The following is a 15,286-nucleotide window of genomic DNA, read 5'->3' as shown; positions in this document are numbered from 1 at the left end:
ACATGTGCGGCATCGCGGGAACGTACCGGTGGCCGGACGGGAAGGCCGTCACCGACCTGCTCACCGACACCCTCGCCCACCGGGGCCCGGACGGGGCCGGCCGGTACAGCCACCCCCTCGGCGACGGCGAGGTGCACCTCGGGCACCGGCGGCTGGCCATCGTCGACCTGTCCGAGACCGGCGCCCAGCCGATGGCCAAGGACGGCCTGGTCCTGACCTACAACGGTGAGCTGTACAACGCCCCAGAGCTGCGCGCCGAACTGGCCGCCGCCGGGGTGCGCTTCCGCGGCACCTCCGACAGCGAGGTGCTGCTGGAGGCCTGGCGGCGCTGGGGCACCGACTGCCTGCCCCGGCTGCGCGGCATGTTCGCGTTCGGGGTCTTCGACGAGCGGACCGGCGAGCTGGTGCTCGCCCGCGACCAGCTCGGCATCAAGCCGCTGTTCCTGATCCGGCGCGGTGAGGGCCTGGTGTTCGCCTCCGAGCTCAAGGCGCTGGCCGCCGCCACCGGCGGGTCGCTGGAGGTGGACCACGGCGCGATGGTCGCCTCGCTGCTCTACTACTGGGTGCCGGACTCCCGGTGCGCGTACCGCGAGGCCGAGAAGCTGCCGCCGGGCAGCTGGCTGCGCTGCCGGCCCGACGGCCGGGTCGAGCGCGGCCGGTACTGGCACCTGCGGGAGGTCGCTGCCGAGGGCCGGGAGCGGGCCCGGGCCGGCGAGCTGCCGGACCTCGCCGCCATCGTCGAGGAGTCGACCCGGCGTCACCTGCTCTCCGACGTCCCGGTGGCGACCTTCCTCTCCGGCGGCCTGGACTCCAGCTACCTGACCGCGCTGGCGGCCCGCGACCACCCCGGGATCTCCGCCTACACCATCGGCTTCCGCGCCGAGGACGCCAAGTTCGAGGCGATGCCGGACGACCTGCGCTACGCCCGGCAGGTCGCCGAGCGCTTCGGCGTCGACCTGCACGAGATCGAGATCGCCCCGGACGTGCTGGACCTGCTGCCGCGGATGACGTACCACCTGGACGAGCCGATCGGCGACCCGGCCGCGATCAACACCTTCCTGATCTGCTCGGCCGCCCGGGAGGCCGGGGTCAAGGTGATGCTCTCCGGGATGGGCGCCGACGAGCTGTTCGCCGGCTACCGCAAGCACCTGGCCAACCAGCTGGCGCTGCGCTACCAGCGCGTCCCGCGGCCGCTGCGCCGCGGCCTGTCCGCCGCGGTGGACCGGCTGCCGGTGGCCACCGCCAACCGGGGGCTGCGCTCGGTGCGGTTCGCCAAGCGCTTCCTGTCCTTCGCCGACCTGCCGGAGGAGACGGCGTTCCGGCGCAGCTACACCATGTACGACCGGGCGGAACTGCTCGACCTGGTCGACCCGGACCTCGCCGGGACGGTCCAGGACGTGCTGGACGAGCACGCGGACGTCTACCAGGACAACGACCTCGACGACTTCGTCAACCGGATGTGCCTGGGCGACGCCCGGATGTTCCTGCCGGGCCTCAACCTCGCCTACACCGACCGCTCCAGCATGGCCGCGTCGACCGAGGTGCGGGTGCCCTACGTGGACGTCGAGGTGGTCAAGGCCGCGTTCACGGTGCCCGGCGACCGCAAGATCGTCGGACGCCAGGGCAAGGCCGTGCTCAAGGAGGCGGCCACCTCGATCCTGCCCCCGGAGATCGTGTACCGGCCCAAGGGCCTGTTCAGCGCGCCGCTGCGGGCCTGGATGAGCCGGGACCTGGCGCCGCTGGTGCGCGAGGTGATCAACGACGGCGAGCTGGTGCGGTCCGGGCTCCTGCGCCGCGACGCGCTGGCCCGGCTGGCCGCCGAGGACGCCGCCGGGCAGCAGGACTACTCCAAGCACCTGTGGCACGTGCTGACCCTGGAGTACTGGTACCGCGGCGCGACCTCCGGCACCGCCGCCCACTGAACTGCTCGGCGCTCACTGAACGGCTTAGAAGCTTAGAAGCAAGGGGACTTCCGGTGAAACAGGTTGTGCAGAACTACAAGAGCGGCGAACTGTCGGTGCTCGACGTGCCGGTGCCGGGGTGCAAGCCGGGCGGGGTGCTGGTGCGCAGCGCCTTCTCGCTGATCTCCACCGGGACCGAGATGATGAAGGTGTCCGAGGCCGGGATGTCGATGGTGGGCAAGGCCCGCTCGCGTCCGGACCAGGTGGCCAAGGTGATGCAGAGCGTGGCCACCAACGGGCTGCCCGCCACCTACCGCAAGGTGATGGGCAAGCTGGACTCCTACACGCCGCTGGGCTACTCGCTGTGCGGGGTGGTCGAGCAGGTCGGCGCCGGGGTCGACGACGTCAAGGTCGGCGACCTGGTGGCCTGCGCCGGCAACGAGCACGCGCTGCACGCCGAGTTGAACTGGGTGCCGAAGAACCTCTACACCCCGGTGCCGGACGGCCTCGCGCCGCAGCACGCGGCCTTCGGCACCGTCGGGTCGATCGCCCTCCAGGGCGTGCGCCAGGGCGAGCCGCAGCTCGGCGAGGTGGCGCTGGTGATCGGCCTCGGGCTGATCGGCCAGCTGGTGGTGCAGCTGCTGACCGCCGCGGGCGTCCGGGTGGTCGGGGCCGACCCCGACCCGGTGCGCTGCGAACTCGCCGAACAGCTGGGCGCGGTGGCCTGCGGCGACCCCGGTTCCGCGGTGGTGGAGACCGCCGTCGCCGAGCTGACCGACGGCCACGGCGTCGACCAGGTGTACCTGGCGGCCGGCGGCGGCAGCAACCAACCCGTCGAGCTGGCCGCGCAGTTGAGCCGGGACCGCGGCCGGGTGGTCGACATCGGCAAGTGCCGGCTCGACCTGCCGTGGAACGCGTACTACGAGAAGGAGCTGGACGTCCGGTTCTCCCGCTCGTACGGCCCCGGGCGCTACGACCCGGAGTACGAGCTGGCGGGCCGGGACTACCCGATCGGCTACGTGCGCTGGACCGAGCGCCGCAACCTGGCCTGCTTCCTCGACCTCGCCGCCCGCGGCCGGGTCGACGTGGCGCCGCTGATCTCCCACATCGCCGACTTCGACGACGCCGTGGAGACCTACCGGCGCCTGAAGGAGGGCGAGTTGAAGGCCGTGGCGGTGCTGTTCCGGTACGCCGGGGCCGAGCCGGAGCGGCCGGTACAGGCCCCGACGCTGACGGTGCCGGCGGTGCTGCGCCCCGGCAAGGCCGCCACCCCGGTCCGGCCCGCCGGGACGCCGGTGCGGCTGGCGTTCGTCGGCGCGGGGAACTACGCGTCGTCGATGCTGCTGCCGCACCTGGCCCAGCGCGAGGGCGTCGCCCTGTCCACGGTCGTCACCACCACGGCGCTGTCAGCGGCCAACGCCCAGCGCAAGTTCGGCTTCGACCAGGCGACCACCGACCTGGACGCCGTGCTCGGCGACGACTCCATCGACGCGGTGTTCGTGGTCACCCGGCACAGCTCGCACGCCGAACTCACCAAGCGGGCCCTGCTGGCCGGCAAGACGGTGTTCGTGGAGAAGCCGCTGGCCCTCACCGAGGACGAACTGGCGGGCGTGCTCGCGGCGGTGGAGGAGTCCGGCAACGACCGCCTCCAGGTCGGCTTCAACCGCCGGTTCGCGCCGCTGCTGCGGGAGGCCAAGGGCCGCTTCGGCACCCGCAGCGGCCCGGCCAGCCTGCGCTACCTGGTCAACGCGGGCCGGCTGCAGCACGGCAGCTGGTACCTCCAACAGGGCACCGAGGGCTCGCGGTTCGCCGGTGAGGGCGGGCACTTCATCGACACCGCGAGCTGGCTGCTGGGCGCCGACCCGGTCTCGGTGTACGCCGTCGCCCCGGCCGGCAACGAGGACCTGCAGATCGTGCTGCGCTACCCGGACGGCTCCACCGCCACCCTCAGCTACGTCACCACGGGTGCGTCGAGCTTCCCCAAGGAGACGCTGGACCTGGTCGCGGACGGCAAGGTGCTCAAGCTCGACGACTTCGTCCGCGCGTCGGTGTACGGCGGCAAGCGGTGGGTCAGCTCCCGGCTGCCCAAGGCCCGGGACAAGGGCCAGTCCGCCGAACTGGCCTCGTTCATCAAGGCCGTGCGGACCGGCGGCCCGATGCCGGTGCCGCTGGAGTCGCTGGTCGCCACCACGGCGGCCACCCTCGCCGTGCAGGCCGCCCTGGTCGGCGGCGCGCCGGTCACCCTGGCGAGGTCGCTGTGACCATGAGTCCGGGCTGGTACCTGCGACGGCTGTCCCGGATGGGACCGCAGGAGGTCGGCGGACGGGCGGCCGACGCGCTGCGCCGTCGGCGGTGGCGCTCGGCGCCGCCGCCCGGCCCGGTGGTGACGGGCGCCCGGTTCACCGCCGTGCTGCCCGCCGGGGCGCTCGCCGCCGTCCCGGCGGACGCCGCGAAGCGCCTGGTCGCCGAGGCCGACCGGCTGATGGACGGCCACGCCGAGTTCTTCGGGGTGGAGCGCCACGACCTGGCCGCCCCGGACTGGTGGCTCGACCCGAAGACCGGCCGCCGGGCCCCGGACGGCTACGCCTTCGACGTGCCGTACCGCAACGAGGACGCGGTCGGGGACATCAAGCAGATCTGGGAGCCCTCCCGGCACCAGTACCTGACCGTGCTCGCCGCCGCGTACGCGCTCACCGGCGACGAGCGGTACGCCGAGCGGGTGGCCGAGCACCTGCGGTCCTGGTGGGAGGCCAACCCGCCGCTGCGCGGCGTGCACTGGATCAGCGGCATCGAGCTGGGCATCCGGCTGCTGTCCTGGGTGTGGATCCGCCGACTGCTCGACGGCTGGCCGGGCGCGGCCGGGCTGTTCGAGGGCAACCCGGTGGCGCTGGAGCAGATCCGGCACCACCAGCGCTGGCTGGCCGCCTTCCCCAGCCGGGGCTCCTCGGCGAACAACCACGTGATCGCCGAGACCGCCGGGCAGTTCGCCGCGGCCTGCGCGTTCGACTGGTTCCCCGCCTCGGAGCGCTGGCGCGCCGACGCGCTGCGCTCGCTGGAGCGGCAGCTGCGCGCCAACACCTTCCTGTCCGGCCTCAACCGCGAACTGGCCACCGAGTACCACGGGCTGGTCCTGGAACTCGGCCTGGCCGCGCTGGCCGAGGCGGACGCCGCCGCCGTGCCCGTCCCCGGGACCGTCCGGCTGGTCCTGCTGCGGATGACCGACGCGCTCGCGGCCGTGGTGGACGAGCGGCTGCGCCCGCCCCGCCAGGGCGACGCGGACGACGGGCACGGCCTGGTCCTGGACGGCGCGGGCACCGACCGCTGGGGCTCGCTGCTGGCCACCGGGGAGGCCGTGTTCGGCCGGCTCCCCTGGTGGCCGGCGGTGACCGGCACCGACGTGCGCACCCCGCTGCTGGCCACGCTGCTGCGGCCGTACGCCAAGGACGGCACGGTGACCCGCCCGGCGGCCCGGCCGGTGCACTTCCCGGACGCCGGCATGACCGTGCTGCGCGGACCGGGGCAGGACGGACAGGGGGAGATCTGGTGCCGCTGCGACGGCGGCCCGCACGGGTTCCTGTCCATCGCCGCGCACGGCCACGCCGACGCGCTGTCCGTGGAGGTCCGCTACGAGGGGGTCGACGTGCTCGCCGACCCCGGGACGTACTGCTACCACGGGCAGCCCGAGTGGCGGCGGTACTTCCGCTCGACCCTGGGCCACAACACCCTGGAGCTGGACGGCGGCGACCAGTCCCTCTCCGGCGGCCCGTTCCTGTGGACCAGGCACGCCCGCACCCGCGTCCTGGTCGCGGACACCTCCGACCCGGCGGTGGCCCGCTGGTGCGCCGAGCACGACGGCTACCAGGACGCGGTGCACCGCCGCCGGGTGGAACTGGCGGCCCCGAGCCGGGAGTTGCGGATCGTCGACCAGGTGCGCGGCCCGCGCCGGGCGGTCCGGCTGGCCTTCCACCTCGGCCCGGCGGTCACCGCCGAGCTGACCGGCCACCGGGCCGTGCTGACCTGGACCAAGGACGGCGAGGACCGCTCCGCGGTGCTCGACCTGCCTGGGGAGCTGAGCTGGCGGGCGCACCGCGGCGAGAGCGAGCCGCCGCTGGGCTGGTACTCGGCCGGCTTCGGCCGCAAGGAACCCGCCACCACGCTGATCGGCAGCGGCTCCGCCGACGGCGGGCGGGAGTTCACCACCGTCCTCGGGTTCCGGGGCTAGCGGGTGATGGGGACGGTGGGGATCACGAGGTGGCGCCGGGCGGCGTCGGCGGCATCGGTACTGGTGCTGGCCCTGCTGGCGGCGGCCGGATGCACCAGCACGTCGGACGCCCCGCCGGAGCCGACCGCCGCGCCGTCCGGGGCCGTGACGGTGGCCCAGGTGTGCGCCCACCCCGAGGCCGGGCCGGCCACCGCGCCGGCCGGCGCGGTGACGGTCGACCCCGCTGTGGTCGGCGACCTGACGGCGAAGACCAAGAGCAGCCCCCCGAACACCACGTTCTGGCTCGCGCCGGGGACGCACACCCTCGAGGCGGACCGCTTCGCCCAGGTCGTCCCCAAGGAGGGCGACAGCTACCTCGGCGCGCCGGGCGCGGTGCTCGACGGCCACAAGACCAACCAGTACGCGTTCGGCGGCGGCGCCGGCAACGTCACCATCCGCTACCTGACCGTGCAGGGCTTCGTCGCGCCGCAGAACGAGGGCGTGGTCAACCACGACTCGGCCGACGGCTGGGTGGTCGAGCACGCGACGATCCAGCACAACTCCGGCGCCGGGCTGATGGCCGGCGCCCACCAGAAGGTCCGCGGCAGCTGCCTGCGCGCCAACGGGCAGTACGGCATGAACGCCTACAAGTCCGGCGCCCCGCTCGGCGACCTGCTGGTCGAGGGCAACGAGATCACCGGCAACGACACCGACCAGTGGGAGAAGCAGCAGCCGGGCTGCGGCTGCACCGGGGGCGTCAAGTTCTGGGCCGTCAACGGCGCCGACGTGCGCGGCAACTGGGTGCACGACAACCGCGGCACCGGGCTCTGGGCGGACACCAACAACAACGACTTCCGCATCGAGGACAACCTGCTGGAGGCCAACGACGGTGCCGCGCTGATCTACGAGACCAGCTACAACGCGGTCATCCGGAACAACACGATCCGGCGCAACGACTGGGTCGAGGGCCGCCGTTCCGCCGACCGCGGCGACTCCTTCCCGTTCGCCACCGTCTACCTGTCCGAGTCCGGCGGCGAGCCCCGGATCAAGGCCCGCACCGACAAGATCGAGATCGACCGGAACGTCCTGGAGGACAACTGGTCCGGCATCACCCTGTGGGAGAACGCCGACCGGTTCTGCAACAGCCCGGCCAACACCTCCTCCGGCGACTGCACCCTGCTGGTGAAGGACACCGGGCGCTGCGCCCAGCCGACCATCGCCAGCGCACCGCTCTACGCCGACTGCCGGTGGAAGACCCAGCGGGTGGACATCCACGACAACCGCTTCACCCTGGACCCGTCCGTCGTCGACTGCACCGACAAGTGCGGCCGGATGGCCGTGCTGGCCAACTACGGCACCTTCCCGGACTGGTCGCCGTACAAGGGCGAACCGGTGGCCGACGCGATCACCGGCAAGCAGCAGAACCGCTGGCACGACAACACCTACGTCGGGCCGTGGAGCTTCGTCGCCCACGACCCGAGCCACAGCCTCGACTTCGAGCAGTGGCAGGGCACGCCGTACCAGCAGGACCAGGGCAGCACCCTCAAGCCCCGGAACGGGGGGTGAGATGGGACGGGAACCCGCCCAGGAGGCGCGGCCGGCCGGCCCGCCGAAGACCGTCGAGCTGATCTGGGGGCTGCTGATCCTCAACACGCTCGGCTCCGCCGGCGCGCAGACGATCATCCCGCTGCCCCGCTCGCTGATCCAGATGGCCACCATGGGCGCGCTGGTCTCCGCCTTCGCGCTGGCGCTGCTGTTCAACCTGCGGCTGCGGCTGCGGGCCAGCGCCTTCCTGTCCCTGCTCACCGTGCTGCTGGTGCTCAGCGTGATCTCCAGCGCCAACCTGCAGTCCGGCTACGGCGCGCTGTTCCGCTGCTTCCGGCTGACGCTGTTCGTCGGCACCCTGTGGCTGCTCAGCCGCTGGTGGGACGGCAGCGGGACGTTCGTCCGGTTCCACATCCGGATGTACTTCGTGGTGCTGGTCTCGGTGGCCGCCGGGCTGGTCGCCTCACCGGGCGCGGCCTTCCCCGACGTCTACGGCGGGCGGCTGGTCGGCGCGCTGTGGCCGCTCACCCCGCCGCAGATCGGGCAGTACGCGGCGGTGATCATCGGGCTCACCGTGCTGCTCCTGCTGGACGGCCGGACCACCCGGGCGAGCGCGGCGGCGATCATCGTGCCCTCGCTGGTGCTGCTCGCGCTGACCCACACCCGGACGGCCACCCTCGGCCTGCTCATCGGGCTGGTGCTGGCGATCGGCTCGCTCGTCATGACCAGCGCCGCCGCCCGCCGGTTCTTCAGCTGGGCGGTGCTGGTCGCCACCGTGGTCGGGGTGGGCCTGAGTTCGCTGCTCCAGGCCTGGTTCCTGCGCGGGCAGAGCCAGGAGAACTTCTCCAACCTGACCGGCCGGGCCAAGGTCTGGGACGCCCTGCTGGCCGCGCCCCGGACGACCATCGAGCAGGTCTTCGGGATGGGCCTGGGCGACAAGTCCTTCGGCGGGCTGCCGATCGACAACAGCTGGCTGGCCGTCTACAACGAACAGGGCCTGGCCGGGGTCACCGTGGTGGCGCTGGTCTTCGTCGCGCTGGGCGGCGTGGCGCTGCTGCGGCCGCCCTCGCCCGCCCGGGCCGCCGCGATCTTCCTGATCAGCTACTGCGCGATCGCCTCGTACACCGAGGCCGGGCTCGGCGACGCCTCGCCGTACCTGCTGCACCTGACCGTGGCCGCCTCGCTGCTGGCGGCGCCGGCCCGGCCCGCGGGGCTCCCGGCGCCCGCGGTCCTCCCGACACCCGCCGCCCGTCCGACACCCGCTGACCGTCCGACACCTGCCGCGCTGCGGCGGGGCACCGCGCCCCGCGCCCGGCGAACGGAGCTCACCTGACATGCACGTCCTCGTGGTGCACAACCGCTACGCCTCGGCGCAGCCGAGCGGGGAGAACAAGGTCGTCGACCAGGAGGTGGGCCTGCTGCGGGAGGCCGGCCACCGGGTCGAGCTGTTCGAGCGGCGCAGCGACGACATCGCCCGCCGCTCGCTGCCGGGCAAGGTCGCGGTGCCGCTGCTGGTGCCGTGGAACCCGGCGGTGCGCACCGAGTTGGCCGCCAGGCTGCGGGCCGAGCGGCCGGACGTGGTGCACGTCCACAACGTCTTCCCGCTGCTGTCGCCCGCGGTGCTGGCCGCCTGCGCCGACGCCGGGGTGCCCGCCGTCGCCACGCTGCACAACTACACCCAGATCTGCCCGCCGGGCACCCTGCAGCGGGACGGCCGGCCGTGCACCGAGTGCGTCGGCGGCTCACCGCTGCCGGCCGTCCGGCACGGCTGCTACCGCGGCTCCCGGCTGGCGACGGTGCCGCTGGCGGTCAGCCTGGCGGTCAACCGGCGGCGCTGGTGGTCCGGGGTGGAGCGGTTCTTCTGCATCTCGGCGGCGCAGCGCGACGTCCTGGTGCGGGCCGGACTGCCGGCCGAACGGCTCGCGGTGAAGCACAACTTCGTGCCCGAGCCGGGGGCCGTCCGGACGGGCGAGGGGGAGCACCTGCTCTTCCTCGGCCGGCTCGCGGAGGCCAAGGGCGTGCGGCTGCTGATGGCCGCCTGGGACCGCCTCGCCGCCGAGGGCGGGGTCGGCGTGCCGCTGGTGATCGCGGGCGCCGGGCCGCTGGAGGCGGAGGTACGGGCCTGGGCGGCGGGCCGCACGGACGTGCGCCCGGTCGGCCTGTACGACCAGGAGCAGTGCCGGGAGGCCATCGCCCGGGCGGTCGCCGTGGTGGCCCCCTCGACCTGGCTGGAGGCCTTCGGCCTGGTGGTCGTGGAGGCGATGGCGGCCGGGGTGCCGGCCGTCGCGGCCGGGCACGGCGCCTTCGTCGAACTCGTCGAGGACGGGGTGACCGGGCTGCTGCACCGGCCGGGCGAGGCGGACTCGCTGGCCGACTGCCTGCGCCGGGTCACCGCCGACCCGGCGGTCAACCGGGAGCTGGGCCTGGCGGCCCGGCTCCGGTACGAGCAGGGGTTCAGCCCGACTGTCGGGCTGGACCGCCTGGTGGAGGGGTACCGGGCCGCGATCGCGGCCCGGTCCGGCGGCGCGGTCGGCGCGCCGCCGATGGGGAACGGAAACGCTGGCCCGCGGCGGGGCACCCGCGCGGGCAGGAATGGGAGCAGTCAATGACACGATGCCGACTGTGCGGCTCGACGGCGATGGGGAGCGTCGTCGACCTGGGGGCGACCCCGCCGTGCGAGAGCTTCCTCGCCGCCGACCAGTTGGACCGGCCGGAGCCGGCGTACCCGCTGCACCTGCGGGTCTGCACCGACTGCTGGCTGGCGCAGATCCCGCCGCTGATCACGCCCGAGGAGACCTTCACCCAGTACGCCTACTTCTCCTCCTACTCGACCTCCTGGGTGGAGCACGCCCGGACCTTCGTCGACGGCGCCGTCCAGCGGCTGGGGCTGGGCGCCGACTCCTTCGTGGTCGAGGTCGCGAGCAACGACGGCTACCTGCTGCGGCACGTGGTGGACGAGGGGATCCGCTGCCTGGGCGTCGAACCGTCGGTGAACGTCGGCGCCGCGGCCCGCGAGGCCGGGGTGCCCACGCTCACCGCCTTCCTGGACCCGGAGACCGGCGCCGCCGTCCGCGCCGAACACGGCCCGGCGGACCTGGTGGTGGCCAACAACGTGTACGCCCACATCCCCGACGTGGTCGGCTTCACCCGGGGGCTGCGCGCCCTGGTCGCCGACGACGGGTGGGTCTCGATCGAGGTGCAGCACCTGCTGACCCTGATCGAGGAGAACCAGTACGACACCATCTACCACGAGCACTTCCAGTACTACACGGTCGCCTCCGCGATCCGGGCGCTGGCCAGCGGCGGACTCACCCTGGTCGACGTCGAGCTGCTGCCGACCCACGGCGGCTCCATCCGGCTGTGGGCCCGCCCGGACGCGGCGGCCGGCGAGCCGACCGCGCGGGTGACCGAGGTGCTGGCCCGGGAGAAGGCCGCCGGACTCCAGGAGCTGTCCGGCTACACCGAGTTCTCCGCCCGGGTCGCCAAGGTCCGCCGGGACCTCCTGAAGTTCCTGATCGAGGCGGCCGAGCGCGGCGAGACCGTGGTCGGCTACGGCGCCCCCGGCAAGGGCAACACCCTGCTCAACCACTGCGGCATCCGGCCCGACCTGCTCCCGTACACCGTCGACCGCAACCCGTACAAGCACGGCCGGTTCACCCCGGGCACCCGCATCCCGATCCTGGCGCCCGAGCAGATCGCCGCCGACCGGCCGGACTACGTCCTGGTCCTGCCGTGGAACCTGCGGACCGAACTGGTCGAGCAGCTGTCCTTCGTGCACGAGTGGGGCGGCCGCCTGGTCTTCCCCATCCCGGAACTGAGTGTTGTCGAGGTGAAGGCATGAAGGTCGTCCTGTTCTGCGGCGGTTACGGGCTGCGGATGCGCAGCGGAGCGTCCGACGACGTGCCCAAGCCGATGGCGATGGTCGGGCCCCGGCCGTTGATCTGGCACGTCATGCGCTACTACGCGTACTTCGGGCACACCGAGTTCATCCTGTGCCTCGGGTACGGGGCGCACCACATCAAGAACTTCTTCCTCAACTACGAGGAGACGACGTCCAACGACTTCGTGCTGAGGGGCGGCAAGACCGAGCTGTTGTCCACCGACATCGCCTCCTGGACGATCACGTTCGCGCAGACCGGCATCGAGTCGCCGATCGGCGAGCGGCTGCGCCGGGTGCGCCACCACCTGGACGGCGACGAGATGTTCCTCGCCAACTACGCCGACGTGCTCACCGACGCCCCGCTGCCGGAGATGATCGACCGCTTCGCCGCACGGGACGCCGGCGCGTCGATGATGGTGGTGCCGCCGCAGTCCTCCTTCCACTGCGTGGACCTGGCCGAGGACGGCCTGGTCGGGGGGATCACCGCGGTGAGCGACATGCCGCTGTGGGAGAACGGCGGCTACTTCGTGCTCCGCCAGGAGATCTTCGACCACATCCCGGAGAACGGCGACCTGGTCGCCGACGGCTGCACCGAACTCGCCAAGCGCGGCCGCCTGGTGGCCCACCAGCACCGCGGCTTCTGGAAGCCGACCGACACCGTGAAGGAGCGGGCCGCGCTGGACGCCGCCTACGCCCACGGCGACCGCCCCTGGGCCGTCTGGGAGCGGGGGACCTCGTGATCCGGCTCGGGGCCGGTCCGCTGGACCGGATCGCCGCGGTCGGCGCGCACTGCGACGACATCGCGATCGGCGCCGGCGGCACCCTGCTGACGATGTGCCGGGCGCGTCCCGGGCTGCGGGTGGACGCGCTGGTGCTCTCCGGCGGCGGCGGCGAACGGGAGCAGGAGGAGCGCGCCGCGCTGGCCGCCTTCTGCCCCGGCGCCGACCTGCGGCTGACCGTGCTCAAGCTGCCGGACGGCCGGCTGCCCGCGCACTGGGAGGAGGCCAAGGCCGCCGTCGAGGAGCTGCGCGGGCGCACCGAGCCGGACCTGATCCTCGCCCCGCGCACCGCGGACGCCCACCAGGACCACCGCGGCCTGGCCCGGCTGGTCACCACCGCGTTCCGCGACCACCTGGTGCTCGGCTACGAGATCGTCAAGTGGGACGGCGACCTCGGCCGCCCGACGGCCTACCAGCCGCTGACCGCGGAGACCGCCGAACAGAAGGTGCGGCTGCTGCAGGAGCACTACCCCTCGCAGCGGCACCGCCCCTGGTACGACCGGGAGGCCTTCCTCGGTCTCGCGCGGATCCGCGGCATCGAATGCCACGCCCGCTACGCCGAGGCCTTCGACACCGCCAAGGTCACGCTCGACCTGGGCACGCCCGACCTTGCCACGCCCGACCTTGCCACGCCCGATCTCGGCACGCCCGATCGCGGCGCGCTCGACCTGGAGGGATGAACCTTGCGCGTACTGCTGACCGGACACCAGGGCTACCTGGGCACCGTGATGGCCCCCGTCCTCGCCGCCGCCGGACACGAAGTGGTCGGCCTGGACGCCGGCCTGTTCGCGGAGTGCGTCCTCGGCCCCAAGCCCGCCGACCCGCCCGGGCAGCGGGTGGACCTGCGGGACGTCACCGCCGAGCACGTGGCCGGGGTGGACGCCGTGATCCACCTGGCCGCGCTCTCCAACGACCCGCTGGGCTCGCTCGCCCCGGACCTCACCTACGACATCAACCACCACGCCTCGGTGCGGCTGGCGAAGCTGGCCCGCGAGGCCGGGGTGCGGCGCTTCCTGTACGCCTCGACCTGCTCCGTCTACGGCGCCGCCGGCGGCGACGAGCTGGTGACCGAGGACGCCCCGCTGCGCCCAGTGACCCCGTACGCGGAGTCCAAGGTGCGGGTGGAGGACGACCTGCACGAACTGGCCGACGGCGACTTCAGCCCGGTGTACATGCGCAACGCCACCGCCTTCGGCTACTCGCCCCGGCTGCGCGCCGACATCGTGCTGAACAACCTGGTGGGCCACGCGCTGCTCTCCGGCGAGGTGCTGGTGCTCTCCGACGGCACCCCCTGGCGCCCGCTGGTGCACGCCGCCGACATCGCCCGGGCCTTCACGGCCGCGCTGGAGGCGCCGCGCGAGGCGGTGCACGACCGGGCCTTCAACATCGGCAGCGAGGCCAACAACGTCACGGTCGCCGAGATCGCCGAGCAGGTCGCCGAGGCGGTGGCCGGCGCCCAGGTGGTGATCACCGGGGAGAACGGCGCCGACCCGCGCTCCTACCGGGTGGACTTCTCCCGGTTCCGGGCCGCCCTGCCCGGCTTCGACTGCGAGTGGAGCGTGAAGCAGGGGGCCGTCGAACTCGCCGAGGCCTACCGGAAGTTCGGGCTGACCCGGGAGGACTTCGAGCGGCGCTTCACCCGGCTCGCGGTGCTGCGCGAGGCCACCGGCGCCGGCGCCGTCGACGACACCCTGCGGTGGCGCCGGTGACCGGGGTCGGCGAGCAGATGCACGCCCTGGTGGAGCGGCTGTACCCGCTCTGCCGGAGCATCACCGGCGACGGGGTGCGCGCCACCCTGGACATCGTCGGCGAGTACCTCCCGCTCCAGGTGCACGAGGTGCCGACCGGGACGCGGGTGCTGGACTGGACGGTGCCGCAGGAGTGGAACATCCGGGACGCGTACGTCGCCGACAGCGCGGGCAACCGGGTCGTCGACTTCGCCGCGTCCAGCCTGCACGTGCTCGGCTACAGCGTGCCGGTGGCGGCGACCATGCCGCTGAGCGAGCTGCGCCCGCACCTGCACACCCTGCCGGAACACCCGAGCTGGGTGCCGTACCGCACCAGCTACTACACCCCGGAGTGGGGGTTCTGCCTGGCCCAGGAGACCCTGGACGGGCTGCCCGAGGGCGACTACGAGGTGCGGATCGACTCCACCCTCGCGGACGGCCACCTCACCTACGCCGAGCACGTCGTGCCCGGGCAGGTCGCCGACGAGGTGATCGTCTCCTGCCACGTCTGCCATCCCTCGCTGGCCAACGACAACCTGGCCGGCATCGCGGTGGCGGTCTTCCTGGCACGGGAGTTGGCGGAGCGCGAGCCGTACTACACCTACCGGTTCATCTTCGCCCCCGGCACCATCGGGGCGATCACCTGGCTGGCCCGCAACGCGGAGCGGGTGGAACGGGTCAAGCACGGCCTGGTGCTGGCCTGCGCGGGCGATCCGGGGCAGCTGACGTACAAGCAGAGCCGGCGCGGCGACGCGGAGATCGACCGGGTGCTCCGGCACGTCCTGCGCACCTCCGAACGCCCGCACCGCGTCACCGAGTTCACCCCGTACGGCTACGACGAGCGGCAGTACTGCTCACCCGGGTTCGACCTCGGCGTCGGCTCGCTCAGCCGGACCCCGTACGCCGGGTACCCCGAGTACCACACCTCGGCGGACGACCTGGACTTCGTCAAGCCGGAGGCGATGGCGGACACCCTCGCGGTCTGCCGGGAGGCCTTCGCCGTGCTCGACCGCAACCGCAGCTACGTCAACCTCAGCCCGTACGGCGAACCGCAGTTGGGCCGGCGCGGACTGTACGACTCGCTCGGCGGGCGCAGCGACGCCAAGCAGGCGCAGCTGGCCATGCTGTGGGTGCTCAGCCTCTCCGACGGCGAGCACAGCCTGCTCGACGTGGCCGAGCGCTCCGGGCTGCCGTTCGACACCGTCGCCGTCGCGGCCGCCGCCCTCCAGGGCGCCGAACTGATCAAGGCGTGA

The 15,286-nt window shown here is 73.2% G+C and carries 10 protein-coding genes and 1 pseudogene; all 11 read left to right on the top strand.

Annotation, left to right across the window (positions count from 1 at the left end; translation table 11 throughout):
* Positions 1 to 2: 2 nt before the first annotated feature.
* The 11 genes and pseudogenes from asnB to ACFVXG_RS00245 all read left to right on the top strand — a co-directional run bounded on the left by asnB (position 3) and on the right by ACFVXG_RS00245 (position 15,286).
* The gene (gene asnB, locus ACFVXG_RS00295; RefSeq protein WP_387922795.1) at positions 3 to 1,922 is read left to right on the top strand and encodes an asparagine synthase (glutamine-hydrolyzing); all 1,920 of its coding nucleotides are present in this window, start codon (positions 3 to 5) and stop codon (positions 1,920 to 1,922) included.
* A 53-nt stretch (positions 1,923 to 1,975) separates the two neighbouring features.
* The gene (locus ACFVXG_RS00290; RefSeq protein WP_387922793.1) at positions 1,976 to 4,162 is read left to right on the top strand and encodes a bi-domain-containing oxidoreductase; all 2,187 of its coding nucleotides are present in this window, start codon (positions 1,976 to 1,978) and stop codon (positions 4,160 to 4,162) included.
* Between the two features lie 2 nt (positions 4,163 to 4,164).
* Positions 4,165 to 6,123: an alginate lyase family protein gene (locus tag ACFVXG_RS00285; protein WP_387922792.1), complete on the top strand. Its 1,959-nt coding sequence runs from the start codon at positions 4,165 to 4,167 to the stop codon at positions 6,121 to 6,123.
* Between the two features lie 15 nt (positions 6,124 to 6,138).
* The gene (locus ACFVXG_RS00280) at positions 6,139 to 7,668 is read left to right on the top strand and encodes a right-handed parallel beta-helix repeat-containing protein (protein WP_387922790.1); all 1,530 of its coding nucleotides are present in this window, start codon (positions 6,139 to 6,141) and stop codon (positions 7,666 to 7,668) included.
* A gap of 1 nt (position 7,669) precedes the next feature.
* Positions 7,670 to 8,980 carry an O-antigen ligase domain-containing protein gene (locus ACFVXG_RS00275; protein WP_387922789.1) on the top strand — a complete coding sequence of 437 codons (1,311 nt, stop codon included), beginning with the start codon at positions 7,670 to 7,672 and terminating at the stop codon, positions 8,978 to 8,980.
* Between the two features lies 1 nt (position 8,981).
* The gene (locus tag ACFVXG_RS00270) at positions 8,982 to 10,256 is read left to right on the top strand and encodes a glycosyltransferase (protein ID WP_387922787.1); all 1,275 of its coding nucleotides are present in this window, start codon (positions 8,982 to 8,984) and stop codon (positions 10,254 to 10,256) included.
* Entirely contained in the window at positions 10,253 to 11,488 is a 1,236-nt protein-coding gene (locus ACFVXG_RS00265; protein ID WP_387922785.1) for a class I SAM-dependent methyltransferase, read from the top strand. Before ACFVXG_RS00270 ends, ACFVXG_RS00265 begins: the two co-directional genes overlap by 4 nt.
* On the top strand, positions 11,485 to 12,267 hold the full coding sequence (locus tag ACFVXG_RS00260; protein WP_387922783.1) for a glucose-1-phosphate cytidylyltransferase: 783 nt from the start codon (positions 11,485 to 11,487) through the stop codon (positions 12,265 to 12,267). The genes ACFVXG_RS00265 and ACFVXG_RS00260 overlap by 4 nt, the downstream gene beginning before the upstream one ends.
* Positions 12,264 to 12,905 (top strand): annotated as a pseudogene (locus tag ACFVXG_RS00255) (PIG-L deacetylase family protein); the annotation flags it as partial. The gene ACFVXG_RS00260 and the pseudogene ACFVXG_RS00255, both read left to right, overlap by 4 nt.
* Before the next feature lie 84 nt (positions 12,906 to 12,989).
* Positions 12,990 to 14,015: an NAD-dependent epimerase/dehydratase family protein gene (locus ACFVXG_RS00250; RefSeq protein WP_387922781.1), complete on the top strand. Its 1,026-nt coding sequence runs from the start codon at positions 12,990 to 12,992 to the stop codon at positions 14,013 to 14,015.
* Entirely contained in the window at positions 14,003 to 15,286 is a 1,284-nt protein-coding gene (locus ACFVXG_RS00245) for a DUF4910 domain-containing protein (protein ID WP_387922780.1), read from the top strand. The genes ACFVXG_RS00250 and ACFVXG_RS00245 overlap by 13 nt, the downstream gene beginning before the upstream one ends.

It is taken from the genome of Kitasatospora sp. NPDC058162, assembly GCF_042884005.1.
GTDB lineage: Bacteria > Actinomycetota > Actinomycetes > Streptomycetales > Streptomycetaceae > Kitasatospora.
Note: the sequence above shows the minus strand (reverse complement) of the source record. Positions and strands in the feature narration are given on the sequence as shown.